The organism is Roseobacter sp. HKCCD5988 (assembly GCF_037830355.1).
Classification (GTDB): domain Bacteria; phylum Pseudomonadota; class Alphaproteobacteria; order Rhodobacterales; family Rhodobacteraceae; genus M30B80.
The window spans coordinates 247,200-268,749 of record NZ_JBBLYJ010000002.1 but is presented as its reverse complement, the minus strand read 5'-3'; the positions used below and the strand labels follow the sequence as shown (position 1 = coordinate 268,749).

Below are 21,550 nucleotides of genomic sequence, written 5' to 3'. Positions count from 1 at the left end.
GCTATGAGCTGCTTGGATAGATGGGGAAGCGCTGGCAGAGTGCCTTTACCTCTGCGGCAACTTTCGCCTCTACGGCGCCATTTCCATCCTCGCCATTCGCGGCCAAGCCATCGACCACTTCAACGATCCAATCCGCAACTTGGCGGAATTCAGTCTCGGTAAAGCCACGGGTTGTGGCCGCAGGTGTTCCCAAGCGCACGCCAGAGGTGATCATTGGCTTTTCGGTGTCAAACGGGATGCCGTTTTTGTTGCAGGTGATGTTGGCACGGCCGAGCGCCTTTTCAGTGGCGTTGCCTTTTACGCCTTTGGGGCGCAGGTCAACCAACATCAAATGCGTATCTGTGCCGCCTGTGACGATATCCAAGCCCCCCTTCATCAGCTGATCCGCCAGCGCCTTGGCATTGGCAATCACTTGGGTCTGATAGGCCTTGAATTCGGGGCGCAGCGCCTCACCAAAGGCCACAGCCTTGGCGGCGATCACATGCATCAACGGCCCGCCTTGAATGCCGGGGAAGATGGCAGAATTGACCTTCTTGGAGATATCTTCGTCATTGGTCAGGATCATCCCGCCGCGTGGCCCGCGCAGGGTTTTATGCGTGGTGGTGGTTGCAACATGCGCATGCGGGAAAGGCGAGGGGTAATGACCCGATGCCACAAGCCCCGCGAAATGCGCCATGTCGACCAAAAGATATGCACCGACACTGTCAGCAATCTCACGCATTTTTGCAAAATCAATGACGCGCGGAATGGCCGAGCCGCCCGCGATCAGCATTTTGGGCTTATGTTCAGCCGCAAGTTCGGCAATCGCGTCATAGTCGATTTCCATGTCCTGCTTGCGCACGCCGTATTGAATGGCGTTAAACCACTTGCCCGATTGGTTGGGCTTGGCGCCATGGGTCAGGTGGCCGCCTGCATCAAGGCTCATGCCCAAGATGGTATCGCCGGGCGTCAAAAGAGCTGTGAAAACCCCTTGGTTCGCCTGGCTGCCTGAATTGGGCTGCACATTGGCATGCGCACAGTCAAACAATTTGCAGGCCCGCTCAATCGCAAGGTTTTCTGCGATATCGACATAATCGCAGCCGCCATAATACCGCCGACCTGGATAACCTTCGGCATATTTATTGGTCATCACCGAGCCTTGCGCAGCCATCACAGCAGCCGAGACGATGTTCTCGGAGGCGATCAATTCGATCTCTTCGCTTTGACGACCGAATTCTTTGGTAATCGCGCCAAAGATTTCAGGGTCACGGGTGCTGAGGGCTTCGGTGAAAAATCCATCGTCACGGTGGGGCGCAGACATAGTGAGGGCTCCTTACATCGGGGGCGCGTTTTGTTGGGTCACGCGCGGGCGCTGTCTATCGCATGGGGTTTAGGGCAGAACAGCCCCTTGGAAAAGGGCGAAAGCGGCAATTCGACAGAGAGTCGCGCCCTGCCGCCCTGCAAGGCGGGCAAATTTGCACTGTTTTGCGGGGTCTTGTGTTTCGGCATGGCAGGGAACAGGATGGCGTCACCCCTGTCTCGCAAAGGTCGCGCAGATGAGCAAAGATTTGAAAATAGCCTTTTTGGCCTCGCGGGCGCGGATGGCGCAGGCAGCCCTTGCGGAATTGAGCGCGGCTTATGGCCAATCAACGCCTCAGGAGGCCGATATCATCGTGGCGCTTGGCGGGGATGGCTTCATGCTGTCGACCTTGCATGAAACCCAACCGCTCAATCGTCCTGTCTATGGAATGAACCGTGGTACGGTCGGCTTTTTGATGAATGAATATTCTGCCGATGGTTTGATGGCCCGCCTCACTGCGGCGGAGGAGGCGCAGATCAACCCGTTGCGTATGAAGGCGCGGCGCGCGACAGGCAAAACAATCGAGGCTTTGGCAATCAATGAGGTCAGTTTGCTGCGTGCAGGCCCCCAAGCCGCCAAGCTGCGCATCCATGTTGATGGAAAGCTGCGCATGCAAGAACTGGTCTGCGATGGTGCGTTGTTATGCACGCCTGCAGGCTCGACCGCCTATAACTATTCCGCGCATGGCCCGATTTTGCCCATTGGTGCAGATGTTTTGGCGATGACCGCGGTGGCGGCCTTTCGTCCGCGCAGGTGGCGGGGGGCGCTGCTCAATAAATCATCCAACGTAATTTTCGAAGTGGTCGATCCTGACCACCGCCCTGTGATGGCAGATGCCGATAGCGTTTCGGTGAACAATGTCACCCATGTAGAGATATCCAGCGCGCAAGACGTGACCCATCGTATCCTGTTCGATCCAGGCCATGGTTTGGAAGAGCGGCTTTTACGCGAGCAATTCGTGTAATCCAAACGGGATTTACCCTTTCCTAGGCGATAGTTTAACGTTAAACTAATTGTGGAGGGCGGCCGTTTGCGGCTGTTTGGCGACCATAGCCGAGTGGGAATAGATGATGACTGAAGACAGCAACGACAGTTTGCGCCAGCGCGCGCTTGCCTATCATGCAGGCCCAAAACCAGGAAAGTTAGAGGTGCGCGCGACCAAGCCTTTGGCGAATGGGCGCGACCTGTCCTTGGCCTATAGCCCCGGCGTTGCTGAAGCCTGCCTTGAAATCAAAGCAGACCCCGCCCATGCCGAAAGCTATACAGGACGCGGTAACCTTGTCGCCGTGGTCACCAATGGCACGGCTGTGCTAGGCCTTGGTAATATTGGCGCACTCGCCTCTAAGCCTGTGATGGAGGGGAAGGCCGTTCTTTTCAAGAAATTTGCCGGCATTGACTGCTTTGACATTGAATTGAACGAGAGCGACCCCGAGAAACTGGCGGATATTGTTTGCGCGCTTGAGCCAACCTTTGGCGCAATTAATCTTGAGGATATCAAAGCGCCAGATTGTTTTATTGTAGAAAAACTATGCCGCGAGCGAATGAATATTCCCGTTTTCCATGACGACCAACATGGAACGGCGATTGTCGTGGGCGCGGCCGCAACAAACGCGCTGCGTCTTGCGGGGAAATCCTTTGCCGATATCAAGGTCGTGTCCACGGGCGGTGGTGCGGCGGGGATTGCCTGCCTCAATATGCTGCTGAAACTGGGCCTCAAGCGTGAGAATGTTTGGCTCTGCGATTTGGATGGTCTGGTCTATCGGGGCCGTGAAGCGGGGATGACACCGCAAAAAGCCGAATATGCCCAAGGCGATAGCCCGGCTTCCTTGAGTGATGTGATCGAGGGGGCGGATTTGTTCCTTGGCCTCTCTGGCCCGGGTGTTTTGACGCGCGAGATGGTTGCGCGCATGGCGGATCGTCCTGTGGTCTTTGCCTTGGCGAACCCGAACCCAGAAATCACCCCCGATGATGTGCGCGCGGTAAAGCCTGACGCGATCATTGCCACGGGGCGGTCAGATTTTCCTAATCAGGTGAACAACGTCTTATGCTTTCCGTTCATCTTCCGCGGCGCCTTGGATGTCGGCGCAAGCGAAATCAATGACGCGATGCAAATTGCCTGTATTGAAGGCATCGCCGCCTTGGCGCGCGCCACCACCAGTGCCGAAGCGGCGGCGGCCTATAAGGGCGAGCAGCTGACCTTTGGCCCTGACTATCTGATCCCCAAGCCGTTTGACCCGCGCCTGATGGGTGTGGTGGCCAGTGCCGTGGCTGAGGCGGCTATGAGTTCGGGTGTGGCGAAGCGGCCCATTGATGACATCGCCGCCTATCGCGCCAAACTTAATCAGGCGGTGTTCCGCTCTGCGCTTATCATGCGCCCTGTCTTTGCCGCAGCGGCCACTACGACCCGCCGTATCGCTTTCGCAGAAGGCGAGGATGAGCGCGTTCTGCGTGCGGCCCAAGCCATGCTTGAGGAAACCACAGACACCCCCATTCTTATCGGTCGTCCCGATGTGATTGAAATGCGAGCCGAGCGGGCAGGCCTGACCATCCGCCCGCGGGTGGATTTCGAAATCGTAAACCCCCAAAATGACCCGCGCTATCGGCATTATTGGGGCAGCTATCACAGCGTGATGGAACGTCACGGGGTGACCCCCGATTTGGCCCGTGCGATTATGCGCACCAACACCACCGCCATCGGCGCGGTCATGGTGTATCGCGAAGAGGCAGACAGCTTAATCTGCGGCACCTTCGGCCAGTATTTGTGGCACTTGAAATATATCAGCCAGCTTTTGGCCCGTGACGGGTTACATCCTGTTGGGGCGCTGTCCTTAATGATTTTGGAAGATGGGCCGCTCTTTATTGCCGATACGCATATTCATGCGCAGCCCACCCCAGACCAAATCGCCGAGACGGTGATTGCCACAGCCCGTCATGTGCGCCGTTTTGGCATCGCGCCAAAAATTGCGCTGTGTTCTGGCAGTCAATTCGGCAATCTCGACAGTGATAGTGGGCGGCGGATGCGTGCGGCGCTCGATATTCTGGACGCGATGGCGCTTGATTTCGCCTATGAGGGCGAGATGCATATAGACAGCGCGCTTGATCCCGAACTGCGCGCCCGAATTTTCCCCAATTCGCGCCTTGAGGGGCAGGCCAACGCGCTTGTCTTTGCCAATACTGATGCCGCTGGGGCGGCACGGAACATCCTAAAGATGAAGGCGGGCGGGCTGGAAGTCGGGCCGATTCTTATGGGGATGGGCAATCGCGCCCATATCGTCACCCCCTCAATTACCGCGCGGGGGTTGTTGAATATTTCTGCCCTCGCAGGCACGCCTGTCGCCACCTATGGCTGACAGGCGCACGGCCGCGCCTTAGCCAAAGGTGGTGTGCAACAGTGTGAGAAACATCAATGCGGTTGCCCCAAGCCCCGAGATGATCAGTGCGGGAAAACCCCAAATCAGAACGGCCGAGGCAACAGCCGAAACAACCATGATAATAAGGGCAAAACTGTTGTCTACTTCGCCCTCGATCACCTCGCGCGCGATGCGCCCGATGACGGGCAGGCGATAGGTGACATGGCGTGTGATATAGTGGCTTGTGTCTTTGTTTAAGGACATGGTCATGGGGGAGGCTCCTGTTCGATATTCCCCAATCTAACGTCCCCGCCGTTAAAACAAAGTGGCGCATGGCCGCAGTTTTCGCGCCTGCGTCAAAGTCACCTTCTTGCGCAAGCTATGGTTGAAGGGATAGAAAATTGCGCAAGCAAAGGGAGGCCCGCATGAGCTATCAAAAGATTTATGAGTATGCCCGTTCCAACCCAGAAGGGTTTTGGATGGAGGCTGCTTCTGCCATTGATTGGGATGTTGAACCATCCCAAGCGCTGTCTGATGAAAACGCGCCTCTTTATGAATGGTTTGCAGATGGTCAACTGAATGGTTGTTGGAACGCGGTCGATCGCCATGTTGCCGCAGGCCATGGGGATCGCACCGCTATCATCTATGACAGCCCCATCACCAGCACGGTTCAGAAAATTTCCTATGCAGAATTGCAAGAACGTGTCGCGCTTCTGGCGGGTGGCCTTCAAGCCAAAGGTGTGACCAAAGGGGATCGGGTCATTATCTATATGCCGATGGTGCCACAGGCGGTTGAGGCGATGCTTGCCTGCGCGCGTATTGGCGCGGTGCATTCGGTGGTCTTTGGCGGCTTTGCTGCGGCTGAATTGGCGGTGCGCATTGATGATGCGCAACCCAAATGTATCATCGCCGCCTCCTGTGGCCTCGAGCCGGGCCGCGTGGTGCATTATAAACCGCTTTTGGATGCTGCCATCGAGGCCGCCGCCCATAAGCCAGATTTCTGCGTGATCTTTCAGCGCGAGCAAGAAGTGGTAAGCTTGACCGATGGGCGCGATGTCGATTGGTATGGCTTCCAACACGGGGTTGCGCCTGCGCCTTGTGTGCCCGTAGAGGGCAACCACCCCGCCTATATTCTCTACACCTCTGGCACAACGGGCCAGCCAAAGGGCGTTGTGCGCCATACAGGCGGCCATCTGGTTGCGTTGAATTGGTCAATGCGCAATCTCTACGACATGAACCCCGGCGAGGTGTTTTGGGCCGCCTCTGATGTGGGTTGGGTCGTGGGGCATTCCTATATTTGTTACGCGCCTCTGACCTTTGGCTGCACCACAATCGTCTTTGAAGGCAAACCTATTGGCACGCCTGATGCAGGCACGTTCTGGCGCGTGATTGATGAGCATAAAGTTAAATGCCTGTTTACCGCCCCAACGGCCTTTCGCGCGATCAAGCGAGAAGACCCAGTAGGCAGCTTTATTGGGAAATATGACATCTCTAGCCTTGAATCGCTGTTCTTGGCGGGTGAGCGTGCCGACCCTGACACAATCCAATGGGCGCAGGCAAAACTTGGCGTGCCCGTGATTGACCATTGGTGGCAAACCGAAACGGGTTGGGCCATTTGTGGCAACCCATTGGGTATTGAAAAATTGCCTGTCAAAATCGGCAGCCCCTCGGTGCCAATGCCCGGGTATGATGTGCAAATTTTGGATGAGGGCGGGCATGAATTGCCTGCGGGCGAATTGGGCGCGATTGTGATTAAATTGCCCTTGCCGCCTGCAACCTTGCCTACGTTGTGGAATGCCGAAGCCCGCTTCCGCAAATCCTATCTTGAGCATTTCAAAGGCTATTACGAGACGGGTGATGCGGGATATAAGGATGAAGACGGGTATCTTTATATCATGGCGCGCACGGATGATGTGATCAACGTGGCGGGTCACCGCTTGTCGACAGGTGGGATGGAGGAGGTTCTTGCCTCCCACCCAGATGTGGCTGAATGCGCGGTGATCGGTGTGGCAGATGATCTCAAAGGGCAAATGCCTCTGGGGTTTTTGTGTCTCAATAAAGGGGCGACCAAAGATGCGGCAGATGTCGTGTCTGAATGCGTGAAACTTGTGCGTGACAAAATCGGCCCCGTTGCGGCGTTCAAACTGGCCGTTGTGGTGGATCGCCTGCCCAAAACCCGTTCGGGCAAGATTTTGCGTGGAACAATGGTGAAAATCGCCGATGGCGAAAGCTATAAAATGCCTGCAACAATTGATGATCCTGCGATTTTAGACGAGATTGCAGTGGCCTTGAAAACTTTGGGCTACCCCAAAGCCTAAGGCGGGTTTGACGAGACGGGATGAAGGGCGGGCCTTTGGGCCCGCTTTTTCTTTCGCCTTGCGTGCATCGGTTCGTCAGGACAGATTGAGGCAACGCAATTCAAGGAGTGCGGATCATGCCCCAGACAAAGACACCAGACCCCGCATTGATGGCCGCCGCCGCAGAAATCCGTCCGCGCGCCTATGCCCCGTATTCGGGCTTTGCAGTCGGTGCTGCGCTGCGTGGGGCAGATGGGCAGATTTACCAAGGGGTGAATGTCGAAAACGCGGCCTATCCCCAAGGCACCTGTGCCGAGGCGGGCGCAATTTCAGCGATGATTGCCGCAGGCTGTCATGAGATCCTAGAGGTTGCAGTGATCGCAGATAGCCCCGTTCCTGTCGCCCCTTGTGGGGGGTGTCGTCAAAAATTGCGGGAATTCAGCAAAGATGAGGTGCTGATCACCATGGCCACAACGCGCGGCACAGGTCAGGCGATCCTGAGCATGGCGGACATTCTGCCTGGCGCCTTTGTGAAATCGGCGATGGAATAGGGCAGATCATGGCCGATCCGCGCAGCATCTTGGCAAAATTGCGAGAGGGGCAAACTCTGACCGAATTTGAGATGTTTGCCTTTGCCGAAGGGTTGGCGGATGGCACTGTCAGCGATGCGCAGGCGGGGGCCTTTGCGATGGCCGTATGTTTGCGCGGTCTCAGCCTTGAGAACCGCACCCATCTGACCCATGGGATGCTGGAAAGCGGCACGGTTTTGGGGTGGTCACTGGATGGCCCTGTGATCGACAAACATTCCACAGGCGGGGTGGGCGATTGTGTGTCGCTGATCCTTGCCCCTGCCTTAGCGGCGTGCGGGGCCTATGTGCCGATGATTTCAGGGCGCGGCTTGGGGCATACGGGCGGCACTTTGGACAAACTTTCGGCAATTTCGGGCTTGCAGATTGATGTCTCCATTGAGAATTTGCAACGCATTGTGGGGCAAGTGGGCTGTGCGATTGTCAGCGCCAATGCCGATATCGCCCCTGCGGATCGCAGGCTTTATGGGTTGCGTGATATCACCGCCACTGTGCCAAGCATTGATTTGATCACGGCCTCTATTTTGTCCAAGAAATTGGCAGCAGGGCTAGAGGCCTTGGTTTTAGACGTTAAATGCGGCACGGGTGCCTTTATGCAAACCCCGCAAGAGGCCGTGCAACTGGCTCAATCCTTGGTGGATACAGCACAAAGTGCGGGCTGTAAAACCACGGCGCTTGTCACCGATATGAACCAACCGCTTGCGCGTGCAGCGGGCAATTCTTTGGAAATGATGGAGGTGATGGAGGCGCTGTGCAGTCCAAAGCTCGACAGTGATCTGATCCGCGTAACCATCAGCCTTGGGGGTGAGGTTTTGGTGCAAGCGGGGCTTGCGGTTGATGCGGCGGCAGGTGAGATGGCACTGACAAACGCGCTGACCCAAGGTCACGCCGCCGAGGTTTTTGGCCGTATGGTCGCGGCGCAAGGGGGCGCCACAGATTTTGTGGCACGTTGGCGAGATCGCTTGCCTGCAGCGCCCTATGCGGTGGATATTTTCCCGCAAAAGACGGGCTATATCCGTGCAATTGACGCCCGCACCTTGGGCGAGGTTGTGGTGCATCTTGGCGGGGGACGCCTGCAGGCAGAGGATCAGATCGACAAACGTGTGGGTCTTTCTGACATCCAGCGGATTGGTGATTTGGCCGACCCCACGACCCCGCTTTTGCGCCTTCATGCGCGCGACCCTGAGATTGCCAAACATATGGGGGCAATTGTGTTAGACGCCTTCACCCTCTCCGAAGAAACGCCGCCGCGCCCTGCCTTGATCCATGAAAGGATCGGCTGAATGGCGCGCGGATTTTTGGTGGTGATGGATTCTGTTGGTATCGGGGGCGCGCGAGATGCAGACCGATATTTCAATGCGGGCCATCCCGATACTGGCGCGAATACCGTGGGCCATATCGCGCAGGCACAGGCGCTGAGAGTGCCGAATTTGGATCGTCTGGGTCTTGGGGCCGCTTTGCATCTGGCAAGCGGCATTTGTCCTGCACCCCTGACATCGGCCGCACCGAATGCCATTTGGGGTGTGGCCGAAGAATCCGCCAAAGGCAAAGACACGCCATCAGGCCATTGGGAATTGACGGGCTGCGCTTTGCCTTGGGATTGGCACTATTTTCCCGCTACCCTTCCCAGTTTCCCTGAGGCTTTGGTCGCGGCGGTTCAATCTATCGCAGGTGTTGGGGGGATTTTGGGCAATTGCCACGCCTCTGGCACTGAGATCATAGCACGCCTTGGGGCGCATCATCTGCAAACGGGGTATCCGATTTGCTACACCTCCGCCGATAGTGTCTTTCAGATTGCCGCGCATGAAGGGGTCTTTGGGCTAGAGCGTCTCTATGACCTCTGCGAAAGGATCGCCCCGCAGCTGCACGCGATGCGGGTAGGGCGGGTGATCGCGCGCCCCTTTACGGGTCGCCTAGGCGCGTTTGAGCGCACTGAAAACCGCCGCGATTACGCGATGATGCCGCCCCACCTAACCTTGTTGGATCACGCATCTGAGGCAGGGCGCGCGGTCATTGCCATTGGCAAAATCAGCGATATTTTCGCCCATCGTGGCATCACGGAAAGCCATAAGGGAGGTGATGCCCGCCTGATGGAACATCTGGCCCACGCGGTAGATTGCGCCCCCGATGGTAGCCTCACGGTGGCCAATATCGTTGAGTTTGATGCCCGTTTTGGCCATCGCCGCGATGTGGCGGGTTATGCGGGTGCGCTGGAATGGTTTGACGCAGCGATTGCGCCAATTGTTGCCGCGCTGCGCGCGGGTGACATGCTGATTTTAACCGCGGATCATGGCAATGATCCCACATGGGTTGGCACGGATCACACCCGTGAACGTGTCCCATTTTTGGTGGCGGCCCCTGACCATGCACCCCAAGGGCTGGGCCTTCGGGCCTTTGCCGATATTGGTGCAAGTCTTGCCGCGCATTTGGGGCTTGGCCCCCTTCAGATTGGAAGCCCTGCTTTATGAGCCAGATTGACAGTCAAATAATCTATGCTGCCATGACCTTTGTCGCTGCCCTATTTGGGGTGCGTCTGGCCGCCCGGGTCTTGTCGCAGCGGGTGATCTCATGGCGCGCGGCCACCTTATTTGCCCTAGTGGTCACCGCGCTTGGCTATTATTTCTAGGGGAACGGCGATGTCAGATATGGCCCGCGTCAAAAAGGTTGAATTGCACCTTCATCTTGAGGGGGCAGCACAGCCTGATTTTATTCGTCAGATCGCCTTCGAAAAAAAGGTGGATTTATCGGGCATTTTCACCGCGCAAGGCGGCTATGACATTCATGATTTTGTGCATTTTCTGCGCGTCTATGAGGCGGCAACATCGGTTCTCACCACGCCCGAAGATTATGCGCGTCTGACGCGGTCTGTGCTTGAGGCATCAGCAGGCCATGGGGTGGTTTATTGCGAAACCTTCCTGTCCCCTGATTTTTGCGGCGGTGGGGATATTGGTGCTTGGCGCGAGTATCTTTCTGCAATGACCGAAGCTGCAGATGCCGCCGAGCGGGATTTTGGGATCACGATGCGGGGCGTGATTACGGCGGTTCGTCATTTCGGGCCAGATCAGGCGAAACGGGCCGCACGCTGTGCTGCGGAAACGGCGGGGCGCATGATTTGCGGCTTTGGAATGGCGGGGGACGAGAAGATTGCCCATGTGCGCGATTTTTCATGGAGCTTTGATTGCGCGGCCGAGGCAGGACTACCCTTCACCATTCATGCAGGCGAATGGGGGGGCGCGCAATCGGTGCGCGAGACGTTAGATGCCTATAATCCGCCCCGTATCGGGCATGGTGTCGAGGCGATCAGTGACCCTGACTTGGTCGCACGCCTTGCCGATACGGGTGTTGTTTTGGAATGCTGTCCTGTGTCGAATGTCTTTCTTGGGGTTTTCCCAAATTGGAAAAGTCACCCGCTTGCGCGGCTACGCGAGGCTGGGGTCAAGGTAACCGTGTCAACCGATGATCCACCCTTTTTCCATACCAATATGAGCCGTGAATATGAGGCCTTGGAACAGCATTTTGGGTGGGGTGAGACGGAATTCACGGAAATAAACCAAACCGCGCTTGCGGCGGCCTTTTGTGATGAGGAAACCCGCGCGCGCGTTGCAAAACGGCTTGAAGGCTAGAGGGAAGACTATGACAGAATTCGATACACTGACCATCGTGACCCATCCGCTTGTGCAACATAAGTTGAGCTTGATGCGCGATAAAAACTGCGCCTCCCAAGATTTCGCGCGGCTTTTGACCGAAATTTCGATGCTTATGGCCTATGAGGTCACCCGCGATTTGGCGGTTGCAACCACCGCCGTTGAAACCCCGCTTGAGGTGATGGATGCGCCGACACTTGCAGGGAAAAAACTGGCTTTGATTTCGATTTTGCGGGCGGGCAACGGAATGCTTGAGGGGATGCGCGCCGTAATCCCTGCTGCGCGGGTTGGATTTGTCGGGCTGTATCGCAATGAGGAAACGCTTGAGCCCGTGGATTACTATCTCAACCTGCCCTCGCACCTGTCCCAACGTCATGTCATCGCCCTAGATCCCATGCTGGCCACGGGCAATTCGGCGGCTGCGGCGGTGGATAAAATCAAATCGGAAGGGGCCGTTAATATCAGTCTGATGACATTGCTGGCCGCCCCTGAGGGTGTCAGGACATTCGCCGCTCGCCATCCTGATGTGCCAATTTTTACCGCGGCCTTGGATCGCGGTTTGAACGAAAAGGGGTATATCCTTCCGGGTCTAGGGGATGCGGGGGATCGGATATTTGCCACCAAATGAGGGGCGGATATCTATTTGTTCTGTTATGTGCCTTTACTATGTCTAAATATTGATGCATTCTTGCCCCAATTCGGGGGCTTGAATGGTCAAAAAAGCAGTAAAATTTTGGGGCAGCATGGGATTTTCTGCAACGGTTCTATCCTCAATGGTTGCCGTTGCTGGGCAGGGGATCGCGCAAAACCTAAGGCCACCCGCGGAATTCCTCCCCCCAGTCATTTACCTCTGAACAATATGTCGACAGCACAGGCTGTGCGTTTATTCGCACGGGGCAGGGGGCTTCGACAGATTGGATTCCGCGTATCTCGCGGGATCGCAGGCAGATTTGCGGTTTGCCGCCCTCCCTGTCGCAAATGGCGGCGGCCCCTGTCGCGCCCGCCCCGGTTGTGGGTGCAGCGCCCGTGATACAGCCCGCACAGGCCCCCATGCGCCTGCGGGAACCCGTTGGTGTGGCACCCGCTGCGGCACCTGTCATGGCGGTTGTTCCGCCCGTGCCAAGCCCGTCAAATAATTCCAATCGCTGCATCATTCGCGCCCGCGATGGCAGCGTGACCGAAATTCGCAGCCGCACGGCAATACGTTGTGGCCCGCAACCCATTCACCCTGCCGATGGGTTGGCCCGTTCTGAGCTTCGCGCGCCATTGGCGGTTCCCTCCATGATTGCGGGTGCCGCGACAGGACGGATTGCGGCAACGGATCCAAGTGGGCTTATCGTGCCCGAAGGGTATCGGTCTGCGTGGTCAGATGGGCGTCTCAATCCGATGCGGGGGCCGCGCACCGCAACGGGTGATGCGCAAATGGCGCAGATTTGGGATCAGGGCGTGCCAGCGCGTCTGCAAAATGACCGCAGGGGACGCTTGCGCTTTGGCCTGCAAAATTTTTTCGCGAGCCTATTTAGCGGTGGCAGACCACCCGTTGCCACAGCGGTGGCTGCACCCGGGCCTATCCCACAGGAAATTGCAACGCCTCAGGCCACGGAGGCGCCGTCAATTTTCGTCAGCCGATCCACACGCGCGGAACCCGCCGCACAGCCGCAGGGGCCCGTGTCGCAATCAAGCCGCAATGCCCCACCCGTAGAGACAGCACTCGTCCCGCCCCGTAGCGGCCTAAGGGCCTCAGAGCCTGCAACGGTTCAGGCAACAGCCATGCCCGCAGTTTCCGTGACAGGTGCATTGGTTCGGGCAGCCACCTATAGCACGCGGAACGAAGCCGCGCAGACCGCCGCGCAATTGGCCCAATTTGGAATGACCGCACGGCTTGGGCGTATGAGTTCGGGATATGCGGTTCTGGTCGGCCCGTTCTCAAGTGATGCAGCAACGCAACGCGCGGCATTGGCCCTGCGTGCGGCAGGGTTCACCTCGGCCCGCGTTCAGTGATCTGTTCACTCAGTGCAAATCTCCTGTAGGGCAACCCATCTCGTATCTTCTAACAAGGGCGCATTTGGTGCTGTCCGAAGGGGGTCTGCCTCGATCAGGCTAAGGGTGTTTTCACCCGAAATATCGAGCGCGTAGGCGTAAGGCTGCGAGGAAATCTCAGCCTGTGCAAATTGCGATAAAAGCGCCTCATCGGCAATATCTGTTGGTGTTTCGGTCAGCAGACTGGCGGCGCGCGCAGCCAGATGCGTTTTGCTGATCTCGCCTGTGGTCAACAGTCGAAATGTCGCCCACAAACCCGCCTCTTGCAGCAGGGCTTGGGTGGGGTTGCTGTCCACCAAGCGGATATATTCCGACAATAAAAATCCTGCCAACACATCAGGGCTTTGGTAATCCTCAACCACGGATCGGTTCAGCACGATCAAATCGCCTGGCAAATGTAGGCTTGCGGGCAGACCATCGCGCAGAACCACAAGCCGCGGCACGGTCGGTGTGGCGATGAACACCCGCCGCGCAAGGGTTGCAAGCGCGGCTTGCCCCGCGGTTTGATTGCAGCTTGGCCCCGTCAGTTGGATCATCTCTGTGAGAATATCCTGACCTATTTCGCGCTTTTTTGCCTCGGGCAAAAGATGCACTGTCTGGCGCACCAATGCATCAGGCAACCAAAACAGGCCCAAGCCCAGAACCACTGCCGCGGTTGTGGCCGCCAGAATACCACGCAACCGCCCCGGATGGGGGCGATGGCGGTCAATCATACTGCGCAGCTTTTCGATTGCGGCGATCATGTCCTCATCCGCGATCTCGAGGCTTTCGTCACTACCCTCCACAGGCACATAAAGAGCGGGCAGCCCGCCTGGATTGACGCGGATCACCGCGGCCAGCGACCAATGGGTGAGCGCGGTTTCTGAAAGGGTCGATATGATCAAAGAAGTGTTGCCCAAATTGATCAACACTTCGCGGCGTTGGCTGTCGCCAACATCGCGCCAAAGGCCTGTGGCCTCTAGTTTTTGATATTCCTCTAACGCGGTCACGGAATGCCCTCGCGCTTATGCATCGCGAAACCCGTCATCTTTGCCCAAGGTTGGCGCAGGCATTAGGTCATAGGGATGTGCCCAATTGGGTTGGCGGGCCAAGCGGGTCAGCCATGCCGAAATCGCAGGATAATCGGCGCGCGTGAAATTGAAATTTTCAGGATAATAGAGATAGCCCGCACAGGCGATATCGGCCGCAGAGACACTGTCGCAGGCAATCCAGTCGCGGGTGCTGAGCACCCCTTCGAGAATGGAAAGCGCGGCCTGCATCCGCCCCGTCAAATACCCAATAACGCCCGCATCTCGTTTGTCCTCGGGCGCGAAATTCATCAAGAACCGCAACGGCCCCGCAGTGCCCGAAACCTTTTGATTATCGAACAAAATCCACCGCAAGATTTCTTGACGGTCTGCGGCACTCGCCCCTGCGAGTTTGCCTGTTTCATCCATAACCCAAGTTTGGATCAACCCTGATTGGGTCAGGATTTTACCCCCTGCATCTAGCACGGGAACTTCGCCCATTGGGTTTATTGCGCGAAACTCTGCCCCGCGCGCCTCGCCGTTGAAGAAATCGACAAAACGGGGCTGCCAAGGCACACCTGCCAAAGTCAGGCACAGCGCGGCTTTATAGGCATTTCCAGATTCCCCAAAACAATAGAGGGTGTTGGTCACGGCTCCGTTTCCTTATGTCACGTTATGCCTGTCGGTCTTGATCCGATTTTCGGTCTGCCAGCATTTGCGCCACCAAATCAATTTGACTTTGCAAATCACGAATGGCTTGGCCTAACTCGGTATATTGTGCCTGCATATCGTGCAATCTTTCACACCCAAATTCTAGGCTTCTTTCCAGTTGCGTCACTTGATTGTCGCCAAGTGCATAAAGGTCAAGCAATTGTCGCATCGCCTCTAGGCTAAAGCCAAAGCGTTTGCCCTGTAAAATCAGTTTGAGACGCGCTTGGTCGCTGCGGGAATAAACCCGCTTTTGTCCTACACGCAAGGGGGCCAACAACTCCTTGCTTTCGTAGAACCGAAGGCTGCGCGGCGTCACTTGAAACAGGGCGCACATCTCGCCGATGGTGCGAAAATCGGCCTCGCGCTGTGGGGCGTCTGATGGCATTTGAGGCATCCTCGGCTGATCCATGATTTGACCACAGCTTATCATAGAATTGGTATCGATGTAATTTGCGCATTGCCGCGGGCGCGCGCCGCGCGTTAGATGGTGCAGATTATCAACCCCAATTTGTTGGATTATGCCCGTGCCCTCCGACCAGTCGGATATCCTCCATGTCGCGCAAAGTTTCATAACGCAATTGCCCTATGCGGCGGCGTTGCAGATGAACATTGTTGCCCTTGGATCTGGGACTGCGGCGATGACGATGCGGGTTCTACCCCATCTCCGTGATGCTGCGGGCGCGCTGCATGAAGGCGCACTCACGGCGCTGATGGATACCTGTGCAGGCACGGCAGTGGTGGCGCATGACAGCAAACCCCTTGCGACCGCGACCTTAGATCTGCGCCTTGATGTGATGGGCCAGAGTGCAAAAGGCACGGTTCTGGCCAAGGCGGAGTGTTATGCCATCAGGGGAAATGTGGCCTTTGTCACTGTGGCGGCCACCGATCAAGAGACAGGCGCGCTTTTGGCCAAAGCCAGCGGAAGTTTCACGGTCGAATATGGGCCAGAGGGCAAGGGTGTCTTGGAGATGGTCAACCCGCAAAAGAGGCAGGGCTGATGCAGCAGATTTTGAACCAGCTGCCTTATGCGCGGTTTTTGGGCCTAGAGGGCCAAGAGGGCGGGGTGATCAAATTGCCTTATGGTGGCGTTTTGATTGGCAATCCGATTTTGCCCGCGCTGCATGGCGGGGTTACGGCATCGGTGCTGCAGATCGCGGCGCAAACCCATGTTATAGATGTGCTCTCTATCCCACTGACAACCCCGCCAAAGTTGATTGATTTCACTGTGGATTATTTGCGCCGCGGCCTGCCCGAAGATGGGTTTGCCAAGGCGCAGCTGACCCGCGCGGGGCGCCGTTTTGCCTCGGTCTCGGTCACGATGTGGCAAGGTGATCAAGACGCCCCCATTGCCGCGGCGCATGGCCATTTTGCCTTGGTGACAGCCCCATGACGGATCAGACTCCGCCCTTGACCCATGCGCGGGTGTTGCGCATTGCCGTGCCTGTGGTTTTGTCAAACATCACAGTGCCGCTTTTGGGTTTGGTCGACACGGGCGTTGTTGGCCAATTGGGTGATGCGGCTATGATAGGCGCGGTGGGCTTGGGTGCGATATCCATGACCACTGTATTTTGGATTTTTGGATTCTTGCGCATGGGCACGGTCGGTTTGGCCGCGCAGGCCCATGGGGCAGGGGATCAGGCCGAAATCTCGGCCTTGCTGTCGCGCGTTTTGATGATCGGCGTGGTGGCTGGTGTGCTTTTGATCCTTCTGCAATCAGCAATTTTCGTGGCCATTTTTGCAATAGCCCCCGCAAGTGATGCGGTCGAGGCCTTGGCGCGCGATTACATGGCAATCCGCATTTGGTCTGCCCCCGCTGCAATCGCGATTTATGGCATCACGGGGTGGTTGATTGCCGCTGAACGCACAGGCGCTGTGTTCGTTTTACAGCTCTGGATGAACGGGTTGAACATCCTGCTGTCAGTGGGGTTTGTGTTGGGTTTGGGTTATCATGTCGATGGTGTGGCCGCCGCCACGGCCATTGCAGAATGGTCGGGCTTGGCGCTTGGGCTTTATCTGTGTCGCGCGGGATTTTCGCAAGCGGCATGGCGCGATTGGCCGCGCGTTTTTGATCGCGGGCGGCTGATGCATATGGCGCAGGTCAACACCGATATTTTGATCCGTTCCGTTTTTCTGATGGCGGGGTTTACCTCATTTATCTATATCGGCTCGGATTTAGGGGATACGACCCTCGCTTCCAATCAAATTCTTATGCAATTCATTCATATTACCGCCTATGGGTTGGACGGGTTTGCTTTTGCCGCCGAAAGTCTTGTTGGAAAATCCTTAGGGGCCAAAAACCGCGCCGCCTTGCGCCGAAGCGCCATGATGACGGCGCTTTGGTCGGGCGGTGTCGCGGTGGTGATGGCCGCAGCTTTTTGGGTCTTTGGAGGCGAGATTATTGATATTCTTACCACTGCGCCCGAAGTGCGGATTGAGGCGCGTGATTACCTGTTTTGGATGGTGCTTGCGCCGCTTGTTGGGTTTCAAGCATGGATTTTGGACGGGATATTCATTGGCGCAACCCGCACCCGTGACATGCGCAACATGATGGCCCTATCTTTCGCAGGCTATGTCATGCTGTGCCTGACGCTGATTCCCGCCTATGGAAATCACGGGTTATGGGCCGCGTTGTTGGGGATGTTCATCCTGCGCGGTCTCAGCCTTGGGGCGCGCTATCCCGCACTTGAGCGCAGCGCGACCTAAAGCAGCGTAAGGATATTTTCAGGCGGGCGGCCAATCGCGGCGGCGGTTTCACTGATCAAAACAGGGCGTTCAATCAGGCGCGGATCATCGGCCATGGCAGCTAAGATTGCGGCCTCATCCGTCAAATCCACCCCCGTTTCGCGTGCCTCTTTTGCGCGGATCAAATCGCGGGCAGGGCGGCCTAGTTTTGAGATCACTGCGGCCAGTTCGGCATGGGTGGGCGCGGCGTCTAAATAGGCGCGCGTGTCAAACTCTATGCCGCGCTCTGTCAGCAATGCCAAAGCCTGACGGGATTTCGAACAGCGTGGATTATGCCAGACGGTCAAAGCCATGCGTCAACCCCCGTGCCGATGGCAGATTGCAAACTGTCATGGCCATCTTGCGCAAGAGCGGCGTCAAGACCTTGAAGGATATCGGCAACCAAACCCATACCCCCATAAATAAGCCCCGTGTAAAGCTGCACCAAATGCGCGCCCGCCTTGATCTTGGTATAGGCTTGATCCGCATTGGCCACGCCCCCCACACCAATCAAGGCAATCTTGCCGCCTGTTTGCTGCGACAGTCGTGCCAGAACTTGGGTGGATCGCTCGAACAAGGGCTGCCCTGAGAGGCCCCCTGTTTCGCGCCGATGGCGCCCGCGCAACCCCTCGCGTGAAATGGTGGTATTAGTGGCAATGATCCCCGCAAGCTGCATCCGCAAGCCAAGCTCTGCAATGGCGTCAATCTCGTCATTGGTCAGGTCAGGTGCAATTTTCACAAAGAGGGGCACGGGACGGGCGAGATCAAAATTTGCATCCATTACCCCTTGCAACAAGCGTTCTAGCTGGTCTGCGGCCTGCAGGTCGCGCAGGTTCTCGGTGTTGGGCGAGGAGATGTTGATCGTAGCAAAATCAATCATCCCCCCACAACGGGCCAAAACCAAAGCGTAATCTGCCGCGCGATCCGTGCTGGTTTTATTGGCGCCCAAATTCAAACCCAAAGGAATGCGATGGGGGCGGTCGGCAAGACGTTTGGATGCAGCCTCCATGCCTTCATTGTTAAAGCCAAAGCGATTGATCACTGCGCGGTCACGCGGCAGGCGAAACACGCGGGGTTGCGGGTTTCCTGGCTGCGCCTGCGGCGTGATTGCCCCCACCTCAATAAACCCCAACCCCGTTTTCATTAAGGGCGCAATTGCGGTGGCATTTTTGTCAAAGCCCGCCGCAAGGCCAAGCGGGTTTGGGAAATTCATCCCTGCAACAGTTACTGCCAAACGTGGGGTGGTAATCGGCCCCGTTTGGGGGGCAAGCCCCATGTTCAGCGCCGTTAGCGCAAGGCCATGCGCCCGTTCAGGAGAAATAAGGCGCAACGCAGCGAGAGCAGCTTTATCAAACATCAACTGTCCTAATCTTTAATCAACCGTTTAAATTGGGCAGGATATGAACACCATTTTGTAACTTTAATTCGTGATGCCACAAAATCCCGCGCAAGGGCAGTTTTGAATACAAATGAGGGAAAAGGGCACCCCCGCGTGACACCTCCCAACGCAGCGCGTCGCCAAATATACTGGCTTCATAGGCTATGAGCACCAATCCGCTAACACCCGAAAAATGTTTGGACAAGGTTTCCTCGACCTGTGCCGCGGTGGAGAAATGGATATACCCATCGGCCTGATCAACGGGCGCACCCAATGTTTCTTTTTGTGTGCAAAGATCTCGCCATTCTAGGGTTTGAAGGATTTTAAATATGATCATTTCCAGTAAAGTTCGCCGGTTAAGAATGTTACTATCGTGATAGGGCCAAAGCTTAGATTGGTAAGTCTGTATCAGTTGTTTTCGTAAAACGAACTAGTTTTTGCTTCGATAAGCTTCAAGCTTACTTGCTTCCAAACTCACTGTGTGACTTATTGAACAGCGAAGTAAGCTTGGGTTGAAGTCAATGAAGCCCTCAAAAAAGGTAGCTTTAATCGGATGTGGTGGAACGATTTCCACTCGCGCTTCTCACGCCTTTGATGTGTTAGATTACCCTGAAACTGGGCATAAGCTTACCGCAAATGAGATGGTTTCCGAATTACAACCACTCATAGATTTTGCTGATTTAGAGGCAATCGCTTTTCGAGAAGTTGGATCAAGCAAGATTGGTCCAATAGATTGGTTAGAGCTAGCGCGCTTAGTACGAGATATATTTGATGAGAAACCTGAATTAACGGGGATAGTCATACTTCATGGAACGGCAACATTAGAAGAAACGGCTTTCTTTCTCGATCTCACAGTCGAATTAGATCGCCCTGTTGTCCTTGTAGGTGCCCAGCGACCGCTAGGAGCCGTAGGTAGTGATGCATTGTCCAACGCCGTAGCGGCAATCCGAACGGCCACCGATGAGAAGTTACGTTCGATGGGGGTTTTGATTGTTTTTAACGATGAAATTCATAGTGCCCGTGATGTTGCTAAGGGCTCTACTTATCGCCTCAATGCGTTTTCTTCGGGAGCTTATGGAGCATTAGGCGTAGTAGATCCAGATGGGGTAAGGGTCAGACGAGCGCCGCTTCGTAGTGATGTCAAATTCTCTATTTCTCACCTTTCTGCTCTACCTCGGGTAGACGTGCTTTATGCTGTTGCTGGTGGTGATGAAACAATTGCACGTGCTTGTATAAAAGCTGGTGCCCGTGGTTTAGTTTCTGCGGGGTTTGCCCCAGGTATGACATCTCCACTAGAATGGAAAGAATTACTGAGGGCGGTTTCCAAAGGTATCCCGGTTGTACAATGTAGCCGAGTTGCTTCTGGTAGGATTGCACGAAGGTTACATTTGAAAGAATTCAGTATTGTTTCTGGAGAAAACTTGTCAGCTCACAAGGCACGAATTTTGCTTATGTTGGGACTGACCGTTACTGAGGAGACTGAAGCGTTGCAAAACTATTTTGATCAGATGTGAAATGAAACTGCGTGCTCATAATCGTTATGACTATGTCCCCTTGCCAGATCGTCAGGATTACACCTGGCCGGAAGGGAAGAGATTAGCTTTCTGTTTATGCAATAACTTGGAAGTATTTTCCTATCGAGAGGGTATCGGATCTGATAGCGCGGTTTTAAACGCTCCTCAGACACACCGTAATTACGCATGGCGTGACTATGGAAATAGAGTTGGTCAATGGTATCTCTTTGACTTGCTCGACGATTTTTCAATTCCTGCATCGCATAATTCAAATTCCGCGCTTTTCAGGCGTCACCCGCAACTGCTGGATAGGATAAAACTAAGGGGTGATGAAATAGTTGCTCATGGCCGTTCCAATGGTGAACGACAAGACGTCTTGGATGAACCAAACGAACGTGAATTGATACAGGAAGCTACCGAAGAGCTCATTGAACTGATTGGTTACCAACCAAAAGGGTGGATGGGGCCGTATTTCGCACAAAGCGAAGTAACATTAGATTTGCTGCAAGAGGCCGGATATTGCTTCAATTTGGATTGGCCGGCAGATGATCAGCCATTTTGGATGCGGACACGTAACGGTCGTATTATGTCTGTGCCTTACTCAATTGAGTTAAATGACTCGCCTTCGATGGTCTTTCGGCAAGAGAGTGCGATGTCGTTTGAAAGGATGATCAAAGACCAATTTGATGAAATGATGTACCTATCCCAAAAACGGCCTCTTGTTTTCACATTAATTACTCATCCATTTGTCTTTGGTCACCCGTATAGGCTCAGAGCATTGCGCCGTGCTTTGACGCATATAATGGAGCGCCGAGACGAGCTTTGGATTACAACTGTTGGAGGCGTTTACGATTATTGTGCTGGTCTCGAAAAGGGCATTGTGCCCGGGAGTTGAGATACTTGCTCTAATCGTGTCAAAAAGTGCGGCTGCTGGAAGAAGGCAAATGTATCCCTCGTCATTC

General features: G+C 55.6%; 23 protein-coding genes. 15 read left to right on the top strand and 8 right to left on the bottom strand.

Features of this window, described 5'->3' with window-relative positions; genetic code table 11:
• Window position 1: 1 nt before the first annotated feature.
• A complete protein-coding gene (gene glyA, locus AAC636_RS09405) occupies window positions 2–1,300 on the bottom strand; it encodes a serine hydroxymethyltransferase (protein ID WP_340301308.1) in 1,299 nt (432 codons plus the stop codon).
• A gap of 235 nt (window positions 1,301–1,535) precedes the next feature.
• On the opposite strand from glyA, the gene AAC636_RS09400 reads away from it, so the two are divergent.
• Together AAC636_RS09400 and AAC636_RS09395 are read left to right on the top strand one after the other, a co-directional pair.
• Window positions 1,536–2,303 carry an NAD kinase gene (locus AAC636_RS09400; protein ID WP_340301307.1) on the top strand — a complete coding sequence of 256 codons (768 nt, stop codon included), beginning with the start codon at window positions 1,536–1,538 and terminating at the stop codon, window positions 2,301–2,303.
• Window positions 2,304–2,409: 106 nt separating this feature from the next.
• Entirely contained in the window at window positions 2,410–4,689 is a 2,280-nt protein-coding gene (locus AAC636_RS09395) for an NADP-dependent malic enzyme (RefSeq protein WP_340301306.1), read from the top strand.
• A gap of 18 nt (window positions 4,690–4,707) precedes the next feature.
• On the opposite strand, the gene AAC636_RS09390 is transcribed toward AAC636_RS09395, so the two are convergent.
• Entirely contained in the window at window positions 4,708–4,959 is a 252-nt protein-coding gene (locus AAC636_RS09390; protein ID WP_340301305.1) for a hypothetical protein, read from the bottom strand.
• 155 nt (window positions 4,960–5,114) lie between these two features.
• Here AAC636_RS09390 and AAC636_RS09385 point away from each other — a divergent pair, with 155 nt between their 5' ends.
• The 8 genes from AAC636_RS09385 to AAC636_RS09350 all read left to right on the top strand — a co-directional run bounded on the left by AAC636_RS09385 (window position 5,115) and on the right by AAC636_RS09350 (window position 13,218).
• On the top strand, window positions 5,115–7,007 hold the full coding sequence (locus AAC636_RS09385) for a propionyl-CoA synthetase (protein ID WP_340301304.1): 1,893 nt from the start codon (window positions 5,115–5,117) through the stop codon (window positions 7,005–7,007).
• 116 nt (window positions 7,008–7,123) lie between these two features.
• A complete protein-coding gene (locus tag AAC636_RS09380; protein ID WP_340301303.1) occupies window positions 7,124–7,537 on the top strand; it encodes a cytidine deaminase in 414 nt (137 codons plus the stop codon).
• 8 nt (window positions 7,538–7,545) lie between these two features.
• Window positions 7,546–8,856: a thymidine phosphorylase gene (locus AAC636_RS09375; protein WP_340301302.1), complete on the top strand. Its 1,311-nt coding sequence runs from the start codon at window positions 7,546–7,548 to the stop codon at window positions 8,854–8,856.
• Window positions 8,857–10,041 (top strand): phosphopentomutase, encoded by a 1,185-nt coding sequence (locus AAC636_RS09370; protein ID WP_340301301.1) that lies wholly within the window; start codon window positions 8,857–8,859, stop codon window positions 10,039–10,041.
• Window positions 10,038–10,199, top strand: a complete 162-nt coding sequence (locus tag AAC636_RS09365) for a hypothetical protein (RefSeq protein ID WP_340301300.1) — start codon at window positions 10,038–10,040, stop codon at window positions 10,197–10,199. The genes AAC636_RS09370 and AAC636_RS09365 overlap by 4 nt, the downstream gene beginning before the upstream one ends.
• A 10-nt stretch (window positions 10,200–10,209) precedes the next feature.
• Complete coding sequence (locus tag AAC636_RS09360) at window positions 10,210–11,196, top strand: adenosine deaminase (protein WP_340301299.1); 987 nt, start codon at window positions 10,210–10,212, stop codon at window positions 11,194–11,196.
• A gap of 10 nt (window positions 11,197–11,206) precedes the next feature.
• Complete coding sequence (gene upp, locus AAC636_RS09355) at window positions 11,207–11,845, top strand: uracil phosphoribosyltransferase (RefSeq protein ID WP_340301298.1); 639 nt, start codon at window positions 11,207–11,209, stop codon at window positions 11,843–11,845.
• A gap of 329 nt (window positions 11,846–12,174) precedes the next feature.
• Window positions 12,175–13,218 (top strand): SPOR domain-containing protein, encoded by a 1,044-nt coding sequence (locus AAC636_RS09350; protein ID WP_340301297.1) that lies wholly within the window; start codon window positions 12,175–12,177, stop codon window positions 13,216–13,218.
• A gap of 5 nt (window positions 13,219–13,223) precedes the next feature.
• Here AAC636_RS09350 and AAC636_RS09345 read toward each other — a convergent pair whose 3' ends face one another.
• Genes AAC636_RS09345 through AAC636_RS09335 form a run of 3 tightly spaced genes read right to left on the bottom strand, consistent with a single transcriptional unit; the run spans window position 13,224 to window position 15,360 of the window.
• On the bottom strand, window positions 13,224–14,246 hold the full coding sequence (locus AAC636_RS09345; RefSeq protein ID WP_340301296.1) for a hypothetical protein: 1,023 nt from the start codon (window positions 14,244–14,246) through the stop codon (window positions 13,224–13,226).
• 15 nt (window positions 14,247–14,261) lie between these two features.
• Window positions 14,262–14,915 (bottom strand): glutathione S-transferase family protein, encoded by a 654-nt coding sequence (locus tag AAC636_RS09340; RefSeq protein WP_340301295.1) that lies wholly within the window; start codon window positions 14,913–14,915, stop codon window positions 14,262–14,264.
• Window positions 14,916–14,937: 22 nt separating this feature from the next.
• Window positions 14,938–15,360, bottom strand: a complete 423-nt coding sequence (locus tag AAC636_RS09335) for a MerR family transcriptional regulator (protein ID WP_340301294.1) — start codon at window positions 15,358–15,360, stop codon at window positions 14,938–14,940.
• 139 nt (window positions 15,361–15,499) lie between these two features.
• Here AAC636_RS09335 and AAC636_RS09330 point away from each other — a divergent pair, with 139 nt between their 5' ends.
• The 3 genes from AAC636_RS09330 to AAC636_RS09320 are packed head-to-tail and all read left to right on the top strand — an operon-like array spanning window position 15,500 to window position 17,678.
• Complete coding sequence (locus AAC636_RS09330; protein WP_340301293.1) at window positions 15,500–15,973, top strand: PaaI family thioesterase; 474 nt, start codon at window positions 15,500–15,502, stop codon at window positions 15,971–15,973.
• The gene (locus AAC636_RS09325) at window positions 15,973–16,365 is read left to right on the top strand and encodes a PaaI family thioesterase (protein ID WP_340301292.1); all 393 of its coding nucleotides are present in this window, start codon (window positions 15,973–15,975) and stop codon (window positions 16,363–16,365) included. Before AAC636_RS09330 ends, AAC636_RS09325 begins: the two co-directional genes overlap by 1 nt.
• A complete protein-coding gene (locus AAC636_RS09320) occupies window positions 16,362–17,678 on the top strand; it encodes an MATE family efflux transporter (protein ID WP_340301291.1) in 1,317 nt (438 codons plus the stop codon). The genes AAC636_RS09325 and AAC636_RS09320 overlap by 4 nt, the downstream gene beginning before the upstream one ends.
• On the opposite strand, the gene arsC is transcribed toward AAC636_RS09320, so the two are convergent.
• From arsC to AAC636_RS09305, 3 genes are read right to left on the bottom strand one after another with little or no spacing between them, the layout of a single operon-like run.
• The gene (arsC, locus tag AAC636_RS09315; protein WP_340301290.1) at window positions 17,675–18,010 is read right to left on the bottom strand and encodes an arsenate reductase (glutaredoxin); all 336 of its coding nucleotides are present in this window, start codon (window positions 18,008–18,010) and stop codon (window positions 17,675–17,677) included. The genes AAC636_RS09320 and arsC overlap by 4 nt on opposite strands.
• Window positions 18,001–19,053: a quinone-dependent dihydroorotate dehydrogenase gene (locus AAC636_RS09310; protein ID WP_340301289.1), complete on the bottom strand. Its 1,053-nt coding sequence runs from the start codon at window positions 19,051–19,053 to the stop codon at window positions 18,001–18,003. Before AAC636_RS09310 ends, arsC begins: the two co-directional genes overlap by 10 nt.
• Before the next feature lie 19 nt (window positions 19,054–19,072).
• Window positions 19,073–19,411 carry a DUF952 domain-containing protein gene (locus AAC636_RS09305; protein ID WP_340260016.1) on the bottom strand — a complete coding sequence of 113 codons (339 nt, stop codon included), beginning with the start codon at window positions 19,409–19,411 and terminating at the stop codon, window positions 19,073–19,075.
• Window positions 19,412–19,595: 184 nt separating this feature from the next.
• On the opposite strand from AAC636_RS09305, the gene AAC636_RS09300 reads away from it, so the two are divergent.
• On the top strand, window positions 19,596–20,588 hold the full coding sequence (locus AAC636_RS09300) for an asparaginase (RefSeq protein WP_340301288.1): 993 nt from the start codon (window positions 19,596–19,598) through the stop codon (window positions 20,586–20,588).
• A gap of 1 nt (window position 20,589) precedes the next feature.
• Window positions 20,590–21,483: a polysaccharide deacetylase family protein gene (locus AAC636_RS09295; protein ID WP_340301287.1), complete on the top strand. Its 894-nt coding sequence runs from the start codon at window positions 20,590–20,592 to the stop codon at window positions 21,481–21,483.
• The last annotated feature ends 67 nt before the right edge of the window (window positions 21,484–21,550 follow it).